The organism is Mesorhizobium sp. HAY1-8B, assembly GCF_056868045.1.
On record NZ_CP200321.1, the window covers coordinates 6,645,117 to 6,663,888 of the forward strand.

At 63.7% G+C, this 18,772-nt stretch carries 22 protein-coding genes; 15 read left to right on the forward strand and 7 right to left on the reverse strand.

All coding sequences use genetic code 11. The features are described from left to right. Positions 1 to 70: 70 nt before the first annotated feature. The 8 genes from flhA to AC1VON_RS31995 all read left to right on the forward strand — a co-directional run bounded on the left by flhA (position 71) and on the right by AC1VON_RS31995 (position 6,140). Positions 71 to 2,158: a flagellar biosynthesis protein FlhA gene (gene flhA, locus AC1VON_RS31960; protein ID WP_483126060.1), complete on the forward strand. Its 2,088-nt coding sequence runs from the start codon at positions 71 to 73 to the stop codon at positions 2,156 to 2,158. Further along, a complete protein-coding gene (fliR, locus tag AC1VON_RS31965) occupies positions 2,155 to 2,907 on the forward strand; it encodes a flagellar biosynthetic protein FliR (RefSeq protein ID WP_038649353.1) in 753 nt (250 codons plus the stop codon). Before flhA ends, fliR begins: the two co-directional genes overlap by 4 nt. Position 2,908: 1 nt before the next feature. Further along, the gene (locus tag AC1VON_RS31970; RefSeq protein WP_483126061.1) at positions 2,909 to 3,292 is read left to right on the forward strand and encodes a hypothetical protein; all 384 of its coding nucleotides are present in this window, start codon (positions 2,909 to 2,911) and stop codon (positions 3,290 to 3,292) included. Positions 3,293 to 3,426: 134 nt separating this feature from the next. Then, on the forward strand, positions 3,427 to 3,957 hold the full coding sequence (locus tag AC1VON_RS31975; RefSeq protein ID WP_483126062.1) for a GNAT family N-acetyltransferase: 531 nt from the start codon (positions 3,427 to 3,429) through the stop codon (positions 3,955 to 3,957). 104 nt (positions 3,958 to 4,061) lie between these two features. Next, on the forward strand, positions 4,062 to 4,670 hold the full coding sequence (locus tag AC1VON_RS31980; protein WP_172348736.1) for a rod-binding protein: 609 nt from the start codon (positions 4,062 to 4,064) through the stop codon (positions 4,668 to 4,670). A 13-nt stretch (positions 4,671 to 4,683) separates the two neighbouring features. Continuing rightward, positions 4,684 to 5,109 carry a hypothetical protein gene (locus AC1VON_RS31985; protein ID WP_172348735.1) on the forward strand — a complete coding sequence of 142 codons (426 nt, stop codon included), beginning with the start codon at positions 4,684 to 4,686 and terminating at the stop codon, positions 5,107 to 5,109. Between the two features lie 29 nt (positions 5,110 to 5,138). Next, entirely contained in the window at positions 5,139 to 5,660 is a 522-nt protein-coding gene (locus AC1VON_RS31990) for a hypothetical protein (protein WP_483126063.1), read from the forward strand. A 195-nt stretch (positions 5,661 to 5,855) separates the two neighbouring features. Continuing rightward, the gene (locus AC1VON_RS31995; protein WP_013529756.1) at positions 5,856 to 6,140 is read left to right on the forward strand and encodes an SCP2 sterol-binding domain-containing protein; all 285 of its coding nucleotides are present in this window, start codon (positions 5,856 to 5,858) and stop codon (positions 6,138 to 6,140) included. Positions 6,141 to 6,225: 85 nt separating this feature from the next. Here AC1VON_RS31995 and AC1VON_RS32000 read toward each other — a convergent pair whose 3' ends face one another. Together AC1VON_RS32000 and odc2 are read right to left on the reverse strand one after the other, a co-directional pair. Next, on the reverse strand, positions 6,226 to 6,795 hold the full coding sequence (locus AC1VON_RS32000) for a GNAT family N-acetyltransferase (protein ID WP_483126064.1): 570 nt from the start codon (positions 6,793 to 6,795) through the stop codon (positions 6,226 to 6,228). Between the two features lie 152 nt (positions 6,796 to 6,947). Further along, positions 6,948 to 8,081, reverse strand: a complete 1,134-nt coding sequence (odc2, locus tag AC1VON_RS32005) for an ornithine/lysine decarboxylase (protein ID WP_056578400.1) — start codon at positions 8,079 to 8,081, stop codon at positions 6,948 to 6,950. 541 nt (positions 8,082 to 8,622) lie between these two features. On the opposite strand from odc2, the gene AC1VON_RS32010 reads away from it, so the two are divergent. From AC1VON_RS32010 to AC1VON_RS32025, 4 genes are all read left to right on the forward strand, one after another. Next, a complete protein-coding gene (locus AC1VON_RS32010; protein ID WP_483126065.1) occupies positions 8,623 to 9,819 on the forward strand; it encodes an amidase in 1,197 nt (398 codons plus the stop codon). Between the two features lie 3 nt (positions 9,820 to 9,822). After that, on the forward strand, positions 9,823 to 10,722 hold the full coding sequence (locus AC1VON_RS32015) for a LysR family transcriptional regulator (protein ID WP_172348731.1): 900 nt from the start codon (positions 9,823 to 9,825) through the stop codon (positions 10,720 to 10,722). A 257-nt stretch (positions 10,723 to 10,979) separates the two neighbouring features. After that, positions 10,980 to 11,648, forward strand: a complete 669-nt coding sequence (locus AC1VON_RS32020) for a DUF1007 family protein (protein ID WP_140771796.1) — start codon at positions 10,980 to 10,982, stop codon at positions 11,646 to 11,648. Beyond that, complete coding sequence (locus AC1VON_RS32025) at positions 11,645 to 12,874, forward strand: nickel/cobalt transporter (RefSeq protein ID WP_483126066.1); 1,230 nt, start codon at positions 11,645 to 11,647, stop codon at positions 12,872 to 12,874. Before AC1VON_RS32020 ends, AC1VON_RS32025 begins: the two co-directional genes overlap by 4 nt. Before the next feature lie 43 nt (positions 12,875 to 12,917). Here AC1VON_RS32025 and denD read toward each other — a convergent pair whose 3' ends face one another. From denD to AC1VON_RS32045, 4 genes are all read right to left on the reverse strand, one after another. Beyond that, the gene (gene denD, locus AC1VON_RS32030) at positions 12,918 to 13,895 is read right to left on the reverse strand and encodes a D-erythronate dehydrogenase (RefSeq protein ID WP_483126067.1); all 978 of its coding nucleotides are present in this window, start codon (positions 13,893 to 13,895) and stop codon (positions 12,918 to 12,920) included. 12 nt (positions 13,896 to 13,907) lie between these two features. Next, positions 13,908 to 14,120, reverse strand: a complete 213-nt coding sequence (locus tag AC1VON_RS32035; RefSeq protein ID WP_172348728.1) for a hypothetical protein — start codon at positions 14,118 to 14,120, stop codon at positions 13,908 to 13,910. 89 nt (positions 14,121 to 14,209) lie between these two features. Next, positions 14,210 to 15,187 carry a cation diffusion facilitator family transporter gene (locus AC1VON_RS32040; RefSeq protein WP_172348727.1) on the reverse strand — a complete coding sequence of 326 codons (978 nt, stop codon included), beginning with the start codon at positions 15,185 to 15,187 and terminating at the stop codon, positions 14,210 to 14,212. A 32-nt stretch (positions 15,188 to 15,219) separates the two neighbouring features. Continuing rightward, positions 15,220 to 15,906, reverse strand: coding sequence for a GNAT family N-acetyltransferase (locus AC1VON_RS32045; RefSeq protein ID WP_172348726.1), 687 nt, complete (start codon positions 15,904 to 15,906; stop codon positions 15,220 to 15,222). A gap of 83 nt (positions 15,907 to 15,989) precedes the next feature. On the opposite strand from AC1VON_RS32045, the gene AC1VON_RS32050 reads away from it, so the two are divergent. Both AC1VON_RS32050 and AC1VON_RS32055 read left to right on the forward strand, forming a co-directional pair. After that, positions 15,990 to 17,174 carry a pyridoxal phosphate-dependent aminotransferase gene (locus tag AC1VON_RS32050; protein ID WP_056578340.1) on the forward strand — a complete coding sequence of 395 codons (1,185 nt, stop codon included), beginning with the start codon at positions 15,990 to 15,992 and terminating at the stop codon, positions 17,172 to 17,174. A 153-nt stretch (positions 17,175 to 17,327) separates the two neighbouring features. Beyond that, entirely contained in the window at positions 17,328 to 17,702 is a 375-nt protein-coding gene (locus AC1VON_RS32055; protein ID WP_483126068.1) for a YciI family protein, read from the forward strand. Between the two features lie 30 nt (positions 17,703 to 17,732). Here AC1VON_RS32055 and AC1VON_RS32060 read toward each other — a convergent pair whose 3' ends face one another. Next, positions 17,733 to 18,488: an SDR family oxidoreductase gene (locus tag AC1VON_RS32060; RefSeq protein ID WP_172348723.1), complete on the reverse strand. Its 756-nt coding sequence runs from the start codon at positions 18,486 to 18,488 to the stop codon at positions 17,733 to 17,735. Between AC1VON_RS32060 and AC1VON_RS32065 the strand changes: the two genes are divergently transcribed. Then, positions 18,487 to 18,747: a hypothetical protein gene (locus AC1VON_RS32065; protein WP_172348722.1), complete on the forward strand. Its 261-nt coding sequence runs from the start codon at positions 18,487 to 18,489 to the stop codon at positions 18,745 to 18,747. The two genes, AC1VON_RS32060 and AC1VON_RS32065, sit on opposite strands and share 2 nt — an antisense overlap. Positions 18,748 to 18,772: the final 25 nt, after the last annotated feature.

An 18,772-nucleotide genomic window follows, 5' to 3' on the forward strand; every position in this document is an offset into this window, starting at 1 on the left:
CGCGCAAGCTTGGCCAGCTACCCTCGCCGGGCTGTCGTATGCGCGGCAGCCTATGGTTTCGAGGACTTAAATGGCGATCAGCGAAAGCATCCAGCCCGGCGCGGTGGCCAAGAACGGCCGCGACATCTTCTTCGCGCTCGGCATCGTCATCATCCTGGCCGTGCTGTTCCTGCCGATCCCGGCTTTCCTCATCGACATCGGCCTCGCCTTCTCGATCGCGCTTTCGGTGCTGATCCTGATGGTGGCGCTGTGGATCCAGCGGCCGCTCGATTTCTCCTCGTTCCCGACCGTGCTGCTCATCGCCACGATGCTCAGGCTATCGCTCAACATCGCCACCACGCGCATGATCCTGTCGCATGGCAATGAGGGCACGCATGCCGCCGGATACGTGATTGCCGGTTTCTCCAAGCTGGTGATGGCCAGCGACTTTGTCATCGGCCTCATCGTCTTCATGATCCTGATCGTGGTGAACTTCATCGTCATCACCAAGGGTGCCACCCGTATCGCCGAAGTCGGCGCCCGCTTCACCCTCGACGCCATCCCCGGCAAGCAGATGTCGATCGACGCCGATCTCTCCGCCGGCATGATCGACGACAAGACCGCGCAGTTGCGCCGCCGCGAACTGGAAGAAGAATCCTCCTTCTTCGGCTCGATGGACGGCGCCTCGAAATTCGTGCGCGGCGACGCCATCGCCGGCCTCATCATCACCGCCATCAACATCGTCGGCGGCATCGCCATCGGTTACATCAGGCACGGCATGGGCATGGGCGAGGCCGCCGATGTGTTCATCAAGCTGTCGGTCGGTGACGGCTTGGTCACCCAGATTCCGGCGCTGATCGTCTCGCTCGCCGCGGGCCTGCTGGTTTCCAAGGGCGGCACCCGTGGCTCGACCAACCAGGCCGTGTTCGGCCAGCTTGGCGCCCATCCGCGCGCGCTTTACGTCGCGGCGGCGCTGCTGGTGCTGCTCGGCCTGATGCCCGGCCTGCCGCTGTTTCCATTCTTCGCGCTGGCCGGCGGCATGGCCGGCCTCGGCTACGTCATTCCGATGCGCCACAACCGGGCGGTCGCCGAGGCCGAGGCGCTGAAGGCCCAGGAGAAAGTGTCCAAGGCCGAGGAAGAGAAGAACTCGGTCAAGGCTTCGCTCGCCACCGCCGAGATCGAACTGCTGATCGGCAAGCAACTGTCGACCCGGCTCCTGGTCTCCCATCAGGAGCTGGTCTTCCGCATGGCCAAGATGCGCAAGAAATTCGCCCAGCAATACGGCTTCGTCGTGCCGGAAGTGCGCGTTGCCGACGACTTCGCCATTCCGCCGAAGAGCTACCAGATCAAGGTGCACGGCACGGTGGTGGCCGAATATTCGATGCGCGTCGGTGAGATCATGGTGCTGCTCGGCAGCCGCGAAGTGCCCGAAATACCCGGCGAAGAAATCCGCGAGCCGGCCTTCGGGATGCGCGCCTATTCCGTCATGGAAACCTTCGCCGAGGATTTGAAGCGCGAGAACTACACCTTCGCCGACAACATGTCGGTGCTGCTCACGCATCTTTCCGAAGTCATCCGCAACAACCTGCCGCAGCTCCTGTCCTACAAGGACATGAAGGCCCTCCTCGAACGCCAGGACCAGGAGTATCGCAAGCTCGCCGATGAGATCTGCACCACGCACATCTCCTATCCCGGCCTGCAGGCGGTGCTGAAGCTGCTGCTCGCCGAGCGCGTCTCGATCCGCAACCTGCACCTGATCATCGAGGCCATCGCCGAGATCGCGCCGCATGTGCGCCGCACAGAGCAGATCGTCGAGCATGTCCGCATCCGCATGGCGCAGCAGATCTGCGGCGATCTCTCCGAAGGCGGCGTGCTCAAGGTGCTGCGCCTCGGCAACCGCTGGGACCTTGCCTTCCACCAGAGCCTCAAGCGCGACGCCAAGGGCGAGGTGCGCGAATTCGACATCGATCCGCGCCAGCTGGAGGAATTCGGCCAGGACGCCACCAAGGCGATCAAGAAATTCCTCGAGGCCGGCGAGCGCTTCGTCCTCGTCACCGCGCCCGACGCCCGCCCCTATGTGCGCATGATCATCGAGCGCCTGTTCACCACGCTGCCGGTGCTCTCCCATGTCGAAATCGCCAAGGGCGTCGAGATCAAGGTGCTCGGGACCATATCGTGAGCGTTCTCTCGCAGAGCGTCGTCATCGCGGCGTTCCTCGCCTTCTGCCGCATCGGCGCCTGCTTCATGCTGATGCCGGGCCTGTCCAGCGCCCGCGTGCCGGTGCAGGTCCGGCTGTTCGTGGCGGTCGCCGCCACTGGCGGCCTGCTCGCCTTCCTGTGGGACCGCATCATTCCCTTCGTCGATCCGCGCCCGCAGATCCTGGTGCCGATGATCATCTCGGAACTTCTGGTCGGCGGGCTGATCGGCGCCATGACCAGGCTTTACATGGAAGCCTTGCGCTTCATGGGCTCGGCGATTGCCATGCTGATCGGCTATGGCGGCTCCGGCGGGCCGGCGATCGAGGAACCGGAACCGCAGGCCGCCCTTGCCGCGATCATCTCGTTCTCGGCGCTGCTGATGCTGTTCGTCTTCGATTTCGACCACGAGATCGTCCGCGCGCTGGTGGCGTCCTACACGGTCGCGCCGGTCAACGTCTTCTTCAACCCGCAGGCAGCGCTCGTCGACATCACCGACACCGTGTCGGATACCTTCTTCCTGGTCATCCGCCTCGGCAGCCCGTTTGTCGCCTACGCCATTCTGGTCAATCTGACGATCGGCTTCGTCAACAAGCTGACCCCGCAGATCCCGATTTATTTCATCTCCCAGCCCTTCGTCATCGCCGGCGGCATGATCATCTTCTATTTCGCCATCGGCACCATGCTGTCGCTGTTCGTCGACGGCTTCGTCGACCTGACTTTGGCGAGGTGAGATGAGCACGCGCAGGGACCGTCTGAAGAAACTGGTCAAGGTGCAGGAACAGCTGAAGGCACTGCACGAGACCCGCCACGCCACCTTCCTGGCGGCGGCAAACGCCGCCGAGGCCGAGGCCAGGGAATTGATCGGCCATTTCGACCAGGACAATTCCCTTTCCGGCCTGTTCCCCGATCTCTATCACCGCCGCATCGCGCAGGCGGTGGTGTGCCAGGAAAAGAACCTGGAAAGCGCCAGGCGGGAGGTCGGCCTTATCGCCACGGCAAACGCGCGCACCAACATGGTCGAGCGCGCCTACAAGGATGTGCGCAACCGCGACGAACGCGAACGCTCCGACCGCGAACGGCTTGATTTGATCGCGCAGAAGCGGGCCGAGGAGTAGCTGAGGGAATTTGGTGAGGACCCGAGTGTCGTCGGGCAGCAGTCCTGGTTTGTCGAAGAAGGCTTTGTTTCGCATTTCCGTCGGCGGTCCGCCGGCGCCGTTGCATTGGCGCAGCCTCAGGTCAAAATGCCCCCATGGAAGCAGTCCGATTTCCCAGGCTCACGACACCAAGGCTCGTGCTTCGGGCGCCGAGCGAAAACGATATCCCGGCATGGTTCGCACGCGCGACGGATCTCGAATCCGCCTCTCTTGCCGGCGATCCCGTTCCTGACGACATAGACGCGGGCGAGCGATGGTTCGCCCGTTCGCGTCAGCGGTTCGTCGATGGCAAGGCGATCCAGTGGTCCATAGACCAAACAGGAGTATCGGACGCGATCGGGACCATAACGCTGTCCTTCGGCGCAACCGACGCCCGGGCAGCCGCATTGGGATTTGTGCTGGCGCGTGTGCATTGGGGGAACGGACTGGGCAGCGAGGCCGCGCGCGAAGTCCTGCGTTACGCCTTTGAAACCCTGGCGCTCGAACAGGTGACGGCCGAGGCGGCGACGCGCAATTTCGCGTCGCTGCGGATATTGGCGAAGCTCGGCTTCAAACATATCGAGAGCTTCATCGATGAGTCCGACGGCGAGCGCTGCGAGCGTTTTGCGCTCGACGCGGAATCGTGACTGTTGGCGAGCAAGCGACGCCAGCTGCTGCGCGAAGCGGTCCCCTATCCACCTCCACATCCCGCCCTCCTCTCTTCGCAAGCCTGCCACAAGCTTGTTGAGGCATGGTCTGGCTAAGGAAACCTGGCAAAAGGCGGACCTTCTTGGCGATTTCTCCACCCAGCGACATCGTTATGGATGTCGCCCGAGCCGCGGAGCCGGCGGACATCGAGGCTGCCCGTGCCGCGCTGACGAAGCGTGCGGGCGGCGCTGCCGGCACGTTCTCGGTCGACACCGCCGCGTCGGTCGATGCCGGCTCGATCCTGTCGCGCGCCACTGCCGAGCATGCGGCCGGAACCGATCCGGCAAAGAAATTCAAGAAGTTCGAGGCGATGGTCCTGCAAACCTTCATCCAGAACATGCTGCCCAAGGACACCGAGGGCGTCTACGGCACGGGTCTTGCCGGCGACATGTGGAAATCGCAGCTGGCCGAGCGCGTCGCCGACGTCATGGCCGAGCGCGGCGGCATCGGCATCGCCAAGTCGCTGCTCGCCGACCACTATCTCGACGGCAAGCGCAAGGTGCCGATCGGCCCGGTCTCAAATGGACCGGAAAAGACCGAGATCGATCAGCAAACCCGTCTGTCCACTTCGCTCGTCCAGGAATTGCAGCGCAAGGCCGCCAGGTCGATGACCGGCGACGAGACAACCATAAAAACAGACACCAAGATCTAGACTGGGAAACACCATGGCCGATTCTTCCGAATTCACCGCCAACCTGCCAGCGCGCACGACCGCGCCGGAGGCTCCGATCCCGTTCGCGCGGCCTGGAAATCTTGCCGCCATCATTGGCCGCATCGAGGAGGTGGTCGAGGAAGAGACCGCCGGCATCCGCAGCGACACCAGTTATGACCTCAAGGCGTCGAACGCCCGCAAGAGCCGTTATCTCTACGAACTGACGCGCGCCATGAAGGGCGGCAGCGAAGCCGAGTTCCTCGAACAGCACCGCGAGGGCCTGACCCGGCTGCGCCAGAAACTGGCGAAGAACGAGGCGGCGATCCTGGCGCATCTGAGCGCCGTCAACGAGGTCGCCAACCTGTTGCGCAGCGCCATCCAGCGTGCCGAAACCGACGGCACCTACTCCGCCGGCGAGTTCGGCCGGCTGAAAGGCTAGAGCGCGGTGACGCCGGGCTCGAGTTCCGAATGATAAAGGTCATCGCCATCGCGGTCTGGGTCTGCGCCGCCACGCTCGGCGCTGTCTTCTATTCGTTCCAGGCCGCGGGCGACCGCGGCGTCGGCGAGAAACCGAAGCCCATGCTGGGCGGGCTGGATTACGTCAAGACCGACATTATTTCGGTGCCGCTGATCCACGATTCCAGGATCGACGGCTACTTCCTGGCCAAGCTCGTCTACACCGTCGAGCCGGAACAGATAAAGAAATTGTCGATTCCGGCCGAGGCGCTGATCACCGACCAGGTCTACAGCTATCTCTACGCACACCCCCAGATCGACTTCGGCAAGAAGGAGGCGATCGACCTCGACGCCTTCCGCGCCGCGATCCGCGACACCGTCAACACCCGCGTCGGCGCAACCCTCGTGCATGAGGTTCTGATCGACCAGGTCAATTTCCTGAGCAAGGACGAGATCCGCGACAAATGGCTGCGCCGCCGGCAGGATGCCGGCACCACGGCGCCCGAGGCGGCCAAGCCGGTCAGCGCGCACTGAGCGGCACTGGCCGGGCATGGCTGGTCCCGACGGTTCGCCCGGTGCGGCGATAGGAACCAGTCTCCGCAATTCGCGTTGACGTAAACGTCAATCCAAAGCTATATGCGCCAGCGACCATGATCGCGAAGTGCTGCGTGGGCTTCAGCCGGACCGAAATGCCCTGCGCGATATATGCAACCAGACAGGGAGAACAGCGTGAGCGTTCAGGAGATTGCCGAGAAGATCAAGTCGCGCGTGGCCAGCAGCGGATTCGATCGTTCCGTGAAATTCGACACCGGCAGCGACGGCGTCATCGTCATCGACGGCGCGACCGTCTCGAATACCGATGCCCCGACCGACTGCACCATCAAGCTCTCGCTCGACGATCTCGACTCGCTGATCGCTGGCGATCTGAACCCGACCATGGCGTTCATGACCGGCAAGATCAAAGTCGAAGGCGATATGACCGTCGCCATGGCGCTCAGCCAGTTGATCGGCTGAGCCGACTCCATTGCCGCGATGGGCTCATGGCCCACGAAAAACGCCGCCTTTTCGGGCGGCGTTTTGTTTTGAGCAGACTTGGCGCTCAGGCTGCCATTGTCGGCGCCGACGCCTTCAGCTTGCGGCCGGAAGCCTTCAGCGTGCCGTGCGCGCCGTCGAGCGCGCCGTCCACCAGCTCCATCGCCAGCAGGCGGTGCCGCTCATAGGGTCCCGGCATGGCGAGCGATCCGGTCCTGGCGGCCGAGAAGCCGAAACGTCCATAGTAGGGCGCATCGCCAACCAGCAGGATCGCCGCGTGACCGAGACGCGCCGCCTCGGCCACGGCATGACGCATCAGCGCCGAGCCGATGCCTGCATTCTTGAGCGACGGATCGACGGCGAGCGGGCCAAGCAGCAGCGCTGCCGGACCGCCCTCGCCCAGCGTGACATCCCACAGCCGCACCGTGCCGACCACGCCGCCCGACGCATCGCGCGCGACGAAGGCCAGGCCTTCCGAGGGCCGGCGGCCACGCCGCAGCTTCTCCGACGATTTGGTCTTGCGCTTCGGCCCCATGGCACGATCGAGCAAGGCTTCGCGCACAGCTATGTCGGCGGCGGTTTCGGCGACCATGGAGAAGGCCGGCGCATGAGCTACGATTTCAACTGACATTTCCATTTCCGCAATCCTTCACGAGCGGAGATCTGTTCCACAAGCGAGACCCGGGTGGACGACAAGCGCCCACCTGGGATGATCTGACCGGCTCTCAGCGCATTTTCAGGCGAAGTTGTGTCCGGTTCGCCGTTCGAAAATGCGCTGAGAAAGTGCCGTCAGATCACGTAGGATCGGAGAGGCTCGAAGCCGTTGAACGCGACCGCCGAGTAGGTGGTCGTGTAGGCGCCGGTGCCTTCGATCAGCACCTCGTCGCCGATGGTCAGCGACAAGGGCAGCGGATACGGCGTCTTCTCGTACATCACATCGGCCGAATCGCAGGTCGGGCCGGCGAGCACGCAAGGCGCGGTCTCCGAGCCGTCATGGCGGGTGACGAGGGGATAGCGGATCGCCTCGTCCATGGTCTCGGCGAGGCCGCCGAATTTGCCGATGTCGAGGAACACCCAGCGCACATTGTCATTGTCGGCCTTCTTGGAGATCAGCACGACTTCCGACTTGATGACACCGGCATTGCCGACCATGCCGCGACCCGGCTCGATGATGGTCTCGGGCAGCGCGTTGCCGAAATGCTTGCGCAGCGCCGAGAAGATCGCCTGGCCGTAGGCCTGTGCCACGGGCACGTCCTTGAGGTAACGGGTCGGGAAACCGCCGCCCATATTGACCATCTTGAGCACGATGCCTTCCTCGGCGAGCGTGGCGAACACCTTCTTGGCGTCGGCCAGCGCACGGTCCCAGGCGGTCAGGTCGGTCTGCTGCGAGCCGACGTGGAACGACACGCCGTAGGCATCGAGGCCAAGGCCCTTGGCATGACGCAGCACGTCGACGGCCATGGCAGGCACGCAGCCGAACTTGCGCGACAGCGGCCACTCGGCGCCTTCGCCGTCGGTCAGCACGCGGCAGAACACGCGCGCGCCGGGAGCGACGCGGGCGATCTTCTCGACCTCCTCGACGCAGTCGACCGCGAACAGGCGGATGCCGAGCTGGTAGGCGCGTGCGATGTCACGCTCCTTCTTGATGGTGTTGCCGAAGGAGATGCGGTCCGCGGGCGCACCCGCGTCCATCGCCATCTCGACTTCGGCAACGGAAGCGGTGTCGAAGGACGAGCCCATCGCAGCAAGGAGGCGCAGGATTTCCGGCGCCGGGTTTGCTTTCACCGCATAGTAGATCTTGGAATCGGGCAGCGCCTTCTCGAAGGCGCGGAAATTGTCGCGCACGACATCGAGGTCGACGACGAGGCAGGGGCCGGACGGACGTCGGGTGGCGAGGAAGTCGAGAATGCGCTGAGTAGCCATCGGGTTTCTCCATCACGCCTTTCGGCGCGCACAAGGGTGCGGACGCGGGCTGTCGGCCTCGCGAACACGCGGTCAAACAAAGGCGGGACGAAAATTCCATGGAACCAGCCGGTGGAGACCCCGGAACCATGAAACGCCGTCTCGCGGCGATGAACCTAGCCTTGCCCGGCTTCGGTTCGCTTTGTCTGCCTTGGCTTGGATTGGGAGAACCCCGTTCCGCACTGCCGGCAATGAAGGTGTGCCTCTTCAGTAACCCCGGTCTTTGGACAACCGGCAGAGAACCAGAAAGGCCCGCACCGTCGTTGCTTCAAGGTGTCCTCGGTCTGGCGGTTGGCCGCTAAACCGACTGGAGGGGTTAGCTCCAGTTACCTTACCGATTTCCCTCACCATTCGAGGACCGGCGGACACCCACAGGCACGTGCGACTTTGGGCAAGCGCGATATAGGGGCGAAGGGTTTCACAATCAATAAAAATCGTATCGCAGGTTGTAAAAATTCCGGCATCGAACAATGTTGGGAAAACCGTATCCGGATATCGAACGATGACAGGCACGCACGGCCCCTTCAACGCCTTTCTCGATCTTCACCAGATGCCGGTGGCGCACGCCGAACTCGGCCCGCTCGCCGGCCTGCGGCTGGCGGTCAAGGACATCTACGATGTTGCCGGCTACCGCACCGGCTGTGGCAATTTGCGGAAGTTCGCCGAGGGCCAGGCCGCCTCGCGCACGGCGCCCGCCGTGCAGACGATTCTCGATGCCGGCGCGCGCTTCGCCGGCAAGACCCAGACCGACGAGCTTGCCTTCGCGCTGTTCGGCCAGAACGCGCATTTTCCGTTTCCGGTGAATCCCGCGGCTCCCGACCGCGTCACCGGCGGCTCCTCGTCGGGCTCGGCATCGGCGGTGGCGGGCAGGCTTGCAGACATTGCCACCGGCTCCGACACTGGCGGCTCGATCCGCGCGCCGGCTAGTTTTTGCGGGCTGATCGGGCTGCGCACCACGCATGGCCGCATTTCGCTCGATGGCACGATGAAGTTGGCGCCAAGCTTCGACACCTTCGGCTGGTTCGCCGACGACATCGAGACCTACGAGACCGTCGGCAAGCTGCTGCTCGGCCGCGACCCTCACCAGCATTCGCTGGACCGCCCACTGTCGCTCACCTGGCTGGACGAGATGGTGGCGCGCCCCGCGCTGGCCGAATATACTAGGATGAAGGCACTGGCGGGCGCGGTTTTCGGTGCGCTGGCGACGCCAACGACGTACTTCTCTTCTTCCCCGGATGAACTCTATTGGTGCTTTCGCCGCCTGCAGGCCAAGGAAGCCTGGGGCGTGCATGGCGATTGGATCACGAGCGGCGAGCGCGACCTTGGCCCCGGCGTCGAGGAGCGCTTCGGCTTCGGCCGCGCCGTAGATGACCGCACAGCGCAGGCGGAGAAGGTGCGTCGCCTGACCTTTCGCGGCGAACTCGGCGCCCTGCTTGGCAAGGATGGCTTCCTTGTCCTGCCGACGGTGCCGGGCCCGGCACCCTATGTCGACTCGACGCCGGAGCAGTTCCAGGCCTATCGCGAGCGGGCGCTACATCTTCTGTGCCTCGCCGGGCTCTCCGGCTTTCCACAGATCACCTTGCCCATCGGCTCCGTCGCCGGCGCACCGTTCGGCCTGTCGCTGCTTGGCCCTTCCGGCAGCGACGTTGCCCTGATACGGCTCGGCCGAAAACTTCTCGACGCAGCACAAAAGGCCTGAACCATGGACACACTGACCCGCATGCGCGCCTTCATCGACGTCGTCGAGGCCGAGGGCTTTTCGGCGGCGGCGCGCAAGATCGGCCGTTCCAAGGCGCTGCTGTCAAAATATGTGCGCGAGTTGGAGGACGAACTCGGCGCTCTGCTGCTCAACCGCACCACGCGTCAATTCTCGATGACCGAGGCCGGCCACACCTATTACCGGCGCGCCTCGGAGATCGTGCGCGAGGTCGACAGCCTGGCGGACGCCGTGCGCGAATCCTCCGGCGACGTGCGCGGCAGGATCAAGGTGTCAGCACCGCGCACCTTCGCCGACGCACCGATCGGCCAGTCGCTGATCGACTTCGCCAAGCAGCACCCCGACATCGTTCTCGACATCCAGCTTGACGACCGCTTCGTCGACCTGGTTGAGGAAGGTTTCGACCTCGCGGTGCGCATCTCGCGCCTGGAGAATTCGTCGCTGATCGCCAGGCGGCTGGCTCCGTTTTCGATAAAACTCTGCGCCTCGCCCGAACTGATCGCCAAGCACGGCATGCCGACGCGGCCGCAGGATCTCGGCCACATGCCATGCATCGTCGACACCAATGGCCGCGGACTGAACAACTGGCCGTTCAAGGGCGACAACAACGATCAGCTGAGCGTCGCTGTGTCAGGCCCGATCGAGGTCAACAGCCCGATGGCAGCGCGCGCTGCCGCCGTATCGGGACTCGGATTTTGCATCCTGCCGGATTTCATCGCCGGGCCTGATCTTGCCAGCGGCCGGCTGGTGACGGTGCTCGATGACCGCATCCTTTCCGGCGGCGGCATCTTCGCCGTCTACCCGCACCGCCGCTACCTGCCGGCCAAGGTCCGCGTTTTCGTCGACTTCCTGGTGCAGTGGTTCAGGACGCGTGAGGTCGCTTGACCTGCCCGGGCTTGTTGTTGCGTACGTGTCGTAGTCCCAAAACCGCTGCGCACTTTTGGGTGACACGCTTTGAGTCTCGTGCGTGTCATTCCCCCAAAACCGCAGCACACTTTTGGGTGACACGCTTTGAGTCTCGTGCGTGTCATTCCCCCAAAACCGAAGCACACTTTTGGGTGACACGCACTGGCGGTCCCAATTTCGCCCCCTTTCTGGTGACCTTCGGTTCCTCTCCAAGGCCAAGGGAATCGCGACCGGGAATGCATCTCAAGCGGCACGCAATCACACTGGCTTCGGCCTTGGTGGCGACCTTTGCCGCCACGGGACCGGCTTATGTGCATCCGCACGTCTTCGCCGAGGCGCGGCTCGACGTGATCCTGTCCCCGGATCACCAAAGTGTGAAAGCGCTGCGCCATCTCTGGCGCTTCGACGACCTGTTTTCGAGTACTGTCATGATGGAGTTCGACAAGAACTCGGACCTGAAGCTTGACGACAAGGAGCTGAAGGATGTCGCCGACACCGTTCATGCCTCTCTGGCCGAATTCAATTATTTCCAGCTCGTCACGCAAAACGGCAAGGACGTGACGATGGTGCCGCCTCCACACCTGATGGCCAATTTCGACAACGACCAGTTGATCATCCTGTTCGAGTCCGAACCCAAGGCACCGATCAAGCTGACCGGCACGATCGACATCGGCGTCTATGATCCGACTTTCTACACGGCGATCGACTTCACCGAGGATTCCAACATCACGGTTGAAGGCCTGCCGTCGAATTGCACCAGCAAGGTGATCCGTCCGGATCCGGATGAGGCCATCAAGGAAAACCAGAAGACACTGACGGATGCCTTCTTCAACGACCCGACAGGCACCGACATGAGCAAGATCTTTGCCACCAAGCTCGAACTGACCTGTCAGCCAGAAGGATGAAGCCGGTGACGAAACCGTCCCTGCGTTTGGCATTCGGCCTGTTGGCCCTCGCCTTTGCCGCGATGCATTTCGCCAACGCCGCGCACGCCCAGAGTTCACTTGGCATCGGCGTTAATGACGGCATGGCGCCGACCACCGGTCCGTTCGCCCACATCCTGATGTGGATCAACCTGCGGCAGCAGGAATTCTACCGCGCTCTTGCCGGCGCCATGAAGGCGATGCGCCAGGATGGCAGCAAAATCTGGATCTTGATCGGCCTGTCCTTCGCCTATGGCATTTTCCATGCCGCCGGCCCCGGCCACGGCAAGGCGGTGATCTCGTCCTACATGGTCGCCAATGAAGTGGCGCTGCGGCGCGGCATCCTGTTGTCCTTCGTCTCGGCCCTGCTGCAGGGCCTGACGGCGATCGCGGTCATGCTGCTCGCCTATTTCGTCCTGCGCGGCACCACCATCTCGATGACTGACGCGGCCTGGTTCATGGAGATCATGAGCTTTGCCCTGGTCACCCTGTTCGGCGCCTGGCTGTTGTGGCGCAAGCTCGGCCCGTCCATCCTGCGCCTGTTCGGCCGAGCGCCTGTCTACAGCCTTTCTGCGGCTCATGCGGGCCATTCCCATGCGGGCCATTCTCATGCCGGCCATTCTCATGGGAGCCATTCGCATGCCGGTCATTCGCATGCCGCGCACAGCCATTCGGCGCATGCTCATTCGCACGCGCTGCAGGTGCATGATGATCACAAACATGTTCATGACCATTCGCACGACCATCATGACCATGGCGCGGATGACCACCATCATGATCACGGCACACACGACCACGCGCATCACGATCACGCGGCGGGCGAGGTCTGCGAAACCTGTGGCCACTCGCATGCGCCCGATCCGGCGCTGCTGTCGGGCGACCGCTTCGACTGGCGCACGGCCTGGTCGGCGGTGGCGGCCGTCGGCATCCGCCCCTGCTCCGGCGCGCTGATCGTGCTCAGCTTCGCGCTGTTCAACGGGCTCTGGCTCGGCGGCCTGCTGTCGGTGCTGGCAATGTCGCTAGGCACCGCCATCACCGTCTCGGCACTGGCGACGCTTGCCGTGACCGCCAAGAACTGGGCGGTGTATTTCGCCGGCGACGGCCGCATGGGAAACCGCATCCATTCGATCGTCGAGATCGGCGGCGCCGCCTTTGTCTTCCTGTTCGGACTGCTGCTTTTGTCGGCGAGCCTGACCGGCAGCGTCTAGGCCATCTCCATCCCATAAGAATGAGATGGGGGATGGCAAACTCCTAACCGGGAATCTTGCCGCCCAGTTCATCCTCGATATGGGCCTGGATGATCTCGTCAAAACTCTTCTCGGCGCTGAAGCCGAGTTCTCGTGAGCGTCTTGCCTCGAAGCGGGTCGGCCAGCCCTTGACGATCGCCCAGATCGTCTCGTCGGGCACTTCGCGGATCAGGCCTGCCGTCTTCGGCCCGGCGATGCGCTCCAGCGCCTCGATCTGCTCGCCGACGGTGACGGCGACGCCAGGCATGGTCAGGTTGCGGCGCGGCCCGACGACAGCACCGTCGATCCCTGCAGCATGGATCAGGAAGTTCACCGCGGAGCGCGGACTGGCATGGGTGTGCACGACCGAACGGGGCACCGGCAGGATCGCCTCATGGCCGCTCAGCGGTTCGCGGATGATGCCGGAGAAGAAGCCGGAGGCCGCCTTGTTCGGCTTGCCGGGCCGCACACAGATCGTCGGCAGGCGGATACCTATGCCGTCGAAGAAGCCGCGCCTGGAATAGTCGGCGAGCAGCGCTTCGCTCATCTGCTTCTGCGTGCCGTAGGAGGTCAGCGGCGTCGGATGGAATTCATCCGGGATGACCTCCGGGAACGGCGCTCCGAACACCGCGATCGACGAGGTGAAGACCACGCGCGGCGCAAAACCCGCAAGCCGGATGGCATCGAACAGGGCGCGCGTGCCGTCGAGGTTGACGCGGTAGCCGAGATCGAAATTGGCTTCCGCCTCGCCCGACACGATGCCGGCAAGATGGAAGACGACGTCGGGGCGCGACGCGACCAGGCTTTCAGCGGCACCTGCCTCGGCAAGGTCGCCGGTATGCGTGTTGATGCTGATGCCATCCATGGCCGGGGCCTGCGGCGGCACGATGTCATGCAGATCGAGGGCGGTGATCGTCTTGCCGTTAAGCTGGCCGTCCTTGGCCAGCCGCGCGATGAGCTTGCGGCCGACCATGCCTGCGGCGCCAGTGATCAGAATGCGCATATCGAAATTCCCTTACTTGCCCTGATTTTTGCGCTGGCTGCGCGCGCGCAGCCAGAACACGAGGAAAAACGCCAGCACGAAGACAGTGCCGAAGATACCGGCCAGCACGGTCGAAAAACTTCCGAGTGCCAGCATCACCGTCGGCAGGTAGAAGGCGGCAATGCCGAACAGCAGCATGATCCAGACCGCCGCGATGGCCGCATTGCGCGTGTCACGGTCCATCATGCCGCACCGGAGCGGCGGTCGTTCGTCGGGCTGGGTTTCAAAGCTGGAAAACTCCTGAGACAGGGCCGATCAATGGTCATCGATCGGGCCTAGTGATGGTGGCCGTGATGGGCGGCCGCGTCATGCTCGTGCTCGTGATCATGGTCGTGGCTATCATCGGCGCATTGGCCGAATTCCGGCTCCACGGTGGCATGGCTGATGCCGTGCTCGCTGGCAAGCCGCTTCTTGATGGCGCTGACGGCGCGGTGTGCATCGACGCCATCGTCTAGGCAGGCATGCAGCGTCGCCATGTTGCTTGACCCATCGAGCGACCAGACATGCATGTGGTGCACTTCGCGCACGCCCGGGATCGTCGTTTCAAGGTCCTTGGCAACCACATCCCGGTCGAGGGTTGGCGGCACGCCCTCCAGCAGGACGTGGGCGGCGGCGCGCATCAGCGACCAGGCCGTCGACAAGATCAGCAGCGAGACCAGCACCGAAAGGATCGGGTCGATCGGCGTCCAGCCGGTCGCCAGGATCACCAGTGCCGCCACGATCGCCGCCGCCGAGCCAAGCAGGTCGCCCAGCACGTGCAGGATGGCGCCGCGCATGTTGAGGCTCTCGCGGTCGCCGCCATGCAGCACCAGGAAGGAGCCGAGATTGACCAGCAGGCCGAGGATCGCCACCACCAGCATCGGCCCGCCCAGCACCGGCGCCGGTGTGAGCAGGCGGTCCCATGCCTCGTATACAATCCACAGCGCGATAATGAAGATGGCGATGCCGTTGGTGTAGGCGACAAGGGTCTTGACCCGGCCGAAGCCATAGGTGAGCTGGCCCGTTGCCGGCCGTCCCGCCAGATGGAAGGCATACCAGGCAAGGCCGAGCGCGATGGCGTCGGCAAGCATGTGGCCGGCGTCCGCCAGCAGCGCCAGCGACCCGGTGAAGAGACCGCCAAGCGCTTCCGCCACCATGAAGCCCGCCGTCAGGCAGGCCGCGACCAGCACACGCTTCTTGTCGGTAGAGCCATGCACGTGAGCGCCGCTGCCATGATCATGGCCGCTGTGGTCGTGGGAATGCGTATGCGCCAAATGGCAAACTCCCGTTGAGCCCCGAATTCAGCTCACGCCCCGAACTGCGAGCGAAAATCCTCGAGCCGCCGCGTCTGCTGGCCGTCGCCATCGAAATTGGCCGGATCAAGCCACGCCTCATACGCTTGGCGCAAGGCCGGCCATTCCTTGTCGATGATCGAATACCATGCAGTATCGCGGTTTTCACCCTTGACGATGAGGTGCTGTCGGAAAATGCCCTCGAACTTGAAACCGAACCGTTCCGCCGCCCGCTTCGACGGCTCGTTGCGGTTGTTGCACTTCCATTCGTAGCGGCGGTAGCCGAGCTCGTCGAAAATGTATTTCATGAACAGGAACTGCGCTTCCGTCGCGCCCGGCTTGCGCGAGATCAGCGGCCCCCAATAGATGTTGCCGATCTCGATGACGCCGTAAGCGGGATCGATGCGCATCAGCGTCTGGCGTCCGGCGACCTTGCCGCTGGCCTTGTCGATGACGGCAAAGAACAGTGGATCCTCGCTGGCCTCGACCTTGTCCAGCCAGGGTTGGAATGCCGCACGGGTTTCCGGCGGGTAATCGGGCAGCCAGGCGAAGCGGCCGTCGATATCGGACACGGAAGACGCTTCATAGAGCCCATCGCCGTGCCTTGCGGCGCTCAGCGGTTCAAGCCGGACATAGCGGCCGTCGATCGCCTTGCGCTCCGGACGCGGGCGTGGCTGCCAATTCGCGAGATTTTCCGACACCGAAGACTCCAATCCGTTTGACTTTTGCGGGCCGAAGCTCACAAAAACACGACCCCACAGCAAGAACCACACGGACGGGAAAAATGCTCCACACGATTTCGGCCTTCGACCGTCTCGGCGAGGAAAATGCCTTCGCGGTGCTCGCGAGGGCGACAGCACTTGCCCAACAGGGCCGGGACATCGTCAATCTCGGCATCGGCCAGCCGGACTTCAAGACGCCGCAGCATATCGTCGAGGCGGCGATCAAGGCGCTGCGTGACGGCCACCACGGCTACACGCCTGCCAACGGGCTTCTGGCAACGCGCGAAGCAGTGGTTCGCCGCACGCTGACCACCACGGGCGTCGAGGTCTCGCCCGAGACAGTGATGATTCTGCCTGGCGGCAAGCCGACCATGTTCGCCGCCATCCTGATGTTCGGCGAACCCGGCGCGGAGATCCTCTATCCGGATCCCGGTTTTCCCATCTACCGCTCGATGATCGAATTCACCGGTGCGGCCCCCATTCCCGTGCCGATGCGCGAGGAAAACGGCTTTGCCTTCTCGGCGGAAGAAACGCTGGCGCTGATCACCCCGAAGACCAGGCTCTTGATCCTCAATTCGCCGGCCAACCCGACCGGCGGCGTCACGCCGCGTGCCGAGATCGAAAAGCTGGTCAAGGGACTGGAGAAGCATCCTGATGTCGCGATCCTCTCCGACGAGATCTACGACGTCATGACCTATGACGGCGAGACGCATTGCTCGCTGCTCGGCTATCCCGAGATCCGCGACCGGCTGATCGTGCTCAATGGCTGGTCCAAGACCTGGGCGATGACCGGCTGGCGCATGGGCTGGTCGATCTGGCCGAACGGCGACAAGGGCGCCCATCTCTACGACAAGGTGCGCAAGCTGGCGGTCAATTGCTGGTCCTGCGTCAACGCGCCGAGCCAGTTCGCCGGCATCGCCGCCATCGACGGACCGCAGGACGACGTCGACACGATGATGCGCGCCTTCGACCGCCGCAGGAAGGTCGTGGTCGAGGGACTGAACGCCTTGCCAAACATTTCCTGCATCACGCCCAAGGGCGCATTCTACGCCTTCCCCAACGTGTCGAAGACCGGCTGGAAGGCAAAGAAGCTGGCCTCGGCGCTGCTCGATGACGCCGGCGTGGCGCTGATCGGCGGCCCCGATTTCGGCATTCTCGGCGAAGGCTATGTCAGGCTCTCCTACGCCAATTCCGAGGAGAACATCTTGCGCGCGCTGGAGCGGATCGGGGCGTTCCTGGCAAAGTAGACCTCAAAGCAGGCCGGAGCCATTTTCGGATGGCTTGCGGCCGGACCCGCCATGTCGATGTCATGATCCGTCCGGAGGATCACGGCCAAGACTGTGCGTCTATGTCGGGAACGGTTACGGTCCTGAGATCAGGATCGAACCGGGATGCCCTAGATGTTTTATGCAATCCTTGCCTATCACGTGGAAGACGCGATCAAGGCCCTGACGCCGCAGGAAGATGCGGCGCTGATGGCCGAGCTGCTCAAGATCAACACCCGGCTTCATGAGGAAGGCACGCTTGGACCGTCCGCGCGCCTGGGAGCGACACAGGATGCCTGCACCCTGCGCGGCCCCGGCGACGGCGTGATCATCGACGGCCCGTTCGCCGAGACCAAGGAACAGTTGCTCGGCCTCTATGTCGTCGACTGCGCCACGAGGGAAGCGGCAATCGCGATCGCCCGCGACCTTCGCCGCGTCAATCCGACCGCCGTCTACGAGATCAGGCCCATTCTGCTGTTCAAGCCAGGCGTGCCGCTGGCGGGAAAATGAGGTGGCGAAAGCCCCGCCGGTGCCCGCCGCTCAACCGCGCCCGACGAACGGCATCTTGGTCGCCATGACGGTCATGAACAGCACATTGGCGTCGAGCGGCAGGCTCGCCATGTGCACGACGGCGTCGGCAACGCGCTGGACATCCATTACCGCTTCGGCGGCGATGGAGCCGTTGGCCTGCGGCACGCCGACGGTCATCGGCTGCGCCATGTCGGTCAGAGCGTTGCCGATGTCGATCTGGCCGCAAGCGATGTCATAGGGCCGTCCGTCGAGCGCCAGCGTCTTCGTCAGTCCCGTGATGGCATGCTTGGTCGCCGTATAGGGCACCGAGCCCGGTCGCGGCGCATAGGCCGACACGGAGCCGTTGTTGATGATGCGGCCGCCCATCGGCCGCTGCTTGCGCATGGCGCCAAAAGCGGCGCGGGCGCACAGGAACGAACCGGTGAGATTGACGCCGACGATATCGTTCCAGACCTCGACCGGGATCTCGTCGATCAGCGTAGACTTGTAACCCATGCCGGCATTGTTGAAGAGCAGATCGACGCGGCCGAAGGCCTCCGCCACCGTCTCGAACAGATCGTCGACCTCGCCGGCCTTGCTGATGTCGCAGGCAACCGCCAACGCCCTGGCCTCGGTCCGGCCGGCCTCGGCGATGGCGGCATCCAGCACCGACTTGCGGCGTCCGCAGAACACGGTGTTCCAACCGGTCTTGAGCAGTGCCGTGGCAACGCTCTTGCCGATACCCGTCCCGGCGCCCGTGACGATGGCGGTTTTTTGCTCGGTCATGACAGATATCCTCCGGCAGCGCCGCGCGCGCCTGACTGATTTTCAGGGATTTTGCTCGGCAGAAGGCATCGCAAATGACGGCAGCGATGGCAAGCGCGGCCGCCAGGGCATGCCCTTGAAAAGTTGGAATCCGTTTTCGGAGGAAGCCCGGCAGGGGCCGACAAAAAGGGCGGTCATTGGCGACCGCCCTGATCTGAACCGGGCTTGGGAGGAGGAAAAGCCGATTCGACTGTGTAGAATCATGCGCTTGCTGAGTTAACGAAAGGTAAACGGGCTCTCTGTGC

Bases quoted from the DNA above. Each gene is read 5' to 3' on its own strand.
- AC1VON_RS32025 (WP_483126066.1), top strand. From the start codon at position 11,645: ATGAAGCCGGTGACGAAACCGTCCCTGCGTTTGGCATTCGGCCTGTTG.
- AC1VON_RS32065 (WP_172348722.1), top strand. From the start codon at position 18,487: ATGACAGATATCCTCCGGCAGCGCCGCGCGCGCCTGACTGATTTTCAG.
- odc2 (WP_056578400.1), bottom strand. From the start codon at position 8,081: ATGGCTACTCAGCGCATTCTCGACTTCCTCGCCACCCGACGTCCGTCC.
- AC1VON_RS32060 (WP_172348723.1), bottom strand. From the start codon at position 18,488: ATGACCGAGCAAAAAACCGCCATCGTCACGGGCGCCGGGACGGGTATC.
- AC1VON_RS31985 (WP_172348735.1), top strand. From the start codon at position 4,684: ATGGCCGATTCTTCCGAATTCACCGCCAACCTGCCAGCGCGCACGACC.
- AC1VON_RS32050 (WP_056578340.1), top strand. From the start codon at position 15,990: ATGCTCCACACGATTTCGGCCTTCGACCGTCTCGGCGAGGAAAATGCC.
- flhA (WP_483126060.1), top strand. From the start codon at position 71: ATGGCGATCAGCGAAAGCATCCAGCCCGGCGCGGTGGCCAAGAACGGC.
- AC1VON_RS32000 (WP_483126064.1), bottom strand. From the start codon at position 6,795: ATGGAAATGTCAGTTGAAATCGTAGCTCATGCGCCGGCCTTCTCCATG.
- AC1VON_RS32055 (WP_483126068.1), top strand. From the start codon at position 17,328: ATGTTTTATGCAATCCTTGCCTATCACGTGGAAGACGCGATCAAGGCC.
- AC1VON_RS31970 (WP_483126061.1), top strand. From the start codon at position 2,909: ATGAGCACGCGCAGGGACCGTCTGAAGAAACTGGTCAAGGTGCAGGAA.
- AC1VON_RS32010 (WP_483126065.1), top strand. From the start codon at position 8,623: ATGACAGGCACGCACGGCCCCTTCAACGCCTTTCTCGATCTTCACCAG.
- AC1VON_RS31980 (WP_172348736.1), top strand. From the start codon at position 4,062: ATGGTCTGGCTAAGGAAACCTGGCAAAAGGCGGACCTTCTTGGCGATT.
- denD (WP_483126067.1), bottom strand. From the start codon at position 13,895: ATGCGCATTCTGATCACTGGCGCCGCAGGCATGGTCGGCCGCAAGCTC.
- AC1VON_RS31990 (WP_483126063.1), top strand. From the start codon at position 5,139: ATGATAAAGGTCATCGCCATCGCGGTCTGGGTCTGCGCCGCCACGCTC.
- AC1VON_RS32035 (WP_172348728.1), bottom strand. From the start codon at position 14,120: ATGATGGACCGTGACACGCGCAATGCGGCCATCGCGGCGGTCTGGATC.
- AC1VON_RS31975 (WP_483126062.1), top strand. From the start codon at position 3,427: ATGGAAGCAGTCCGATTTCCCAGGCTCACGACACCAAGGCTCGTGCTT.
- AC1VON_RS32015 (WP_172348731.1), top strand. From the start codon at position 9,823: ATGGACACACTGACCCGCATGCGCGCCTTCATCGACGTCGTCGAGGCC.
- AC1VON_RS32020 (WP_140771796.1), top strand. From the start codon at position 10,980: ATGCATCTCAAGCGGCACGCAATCACACTGGCTTCGGCCTTGGTGGCG.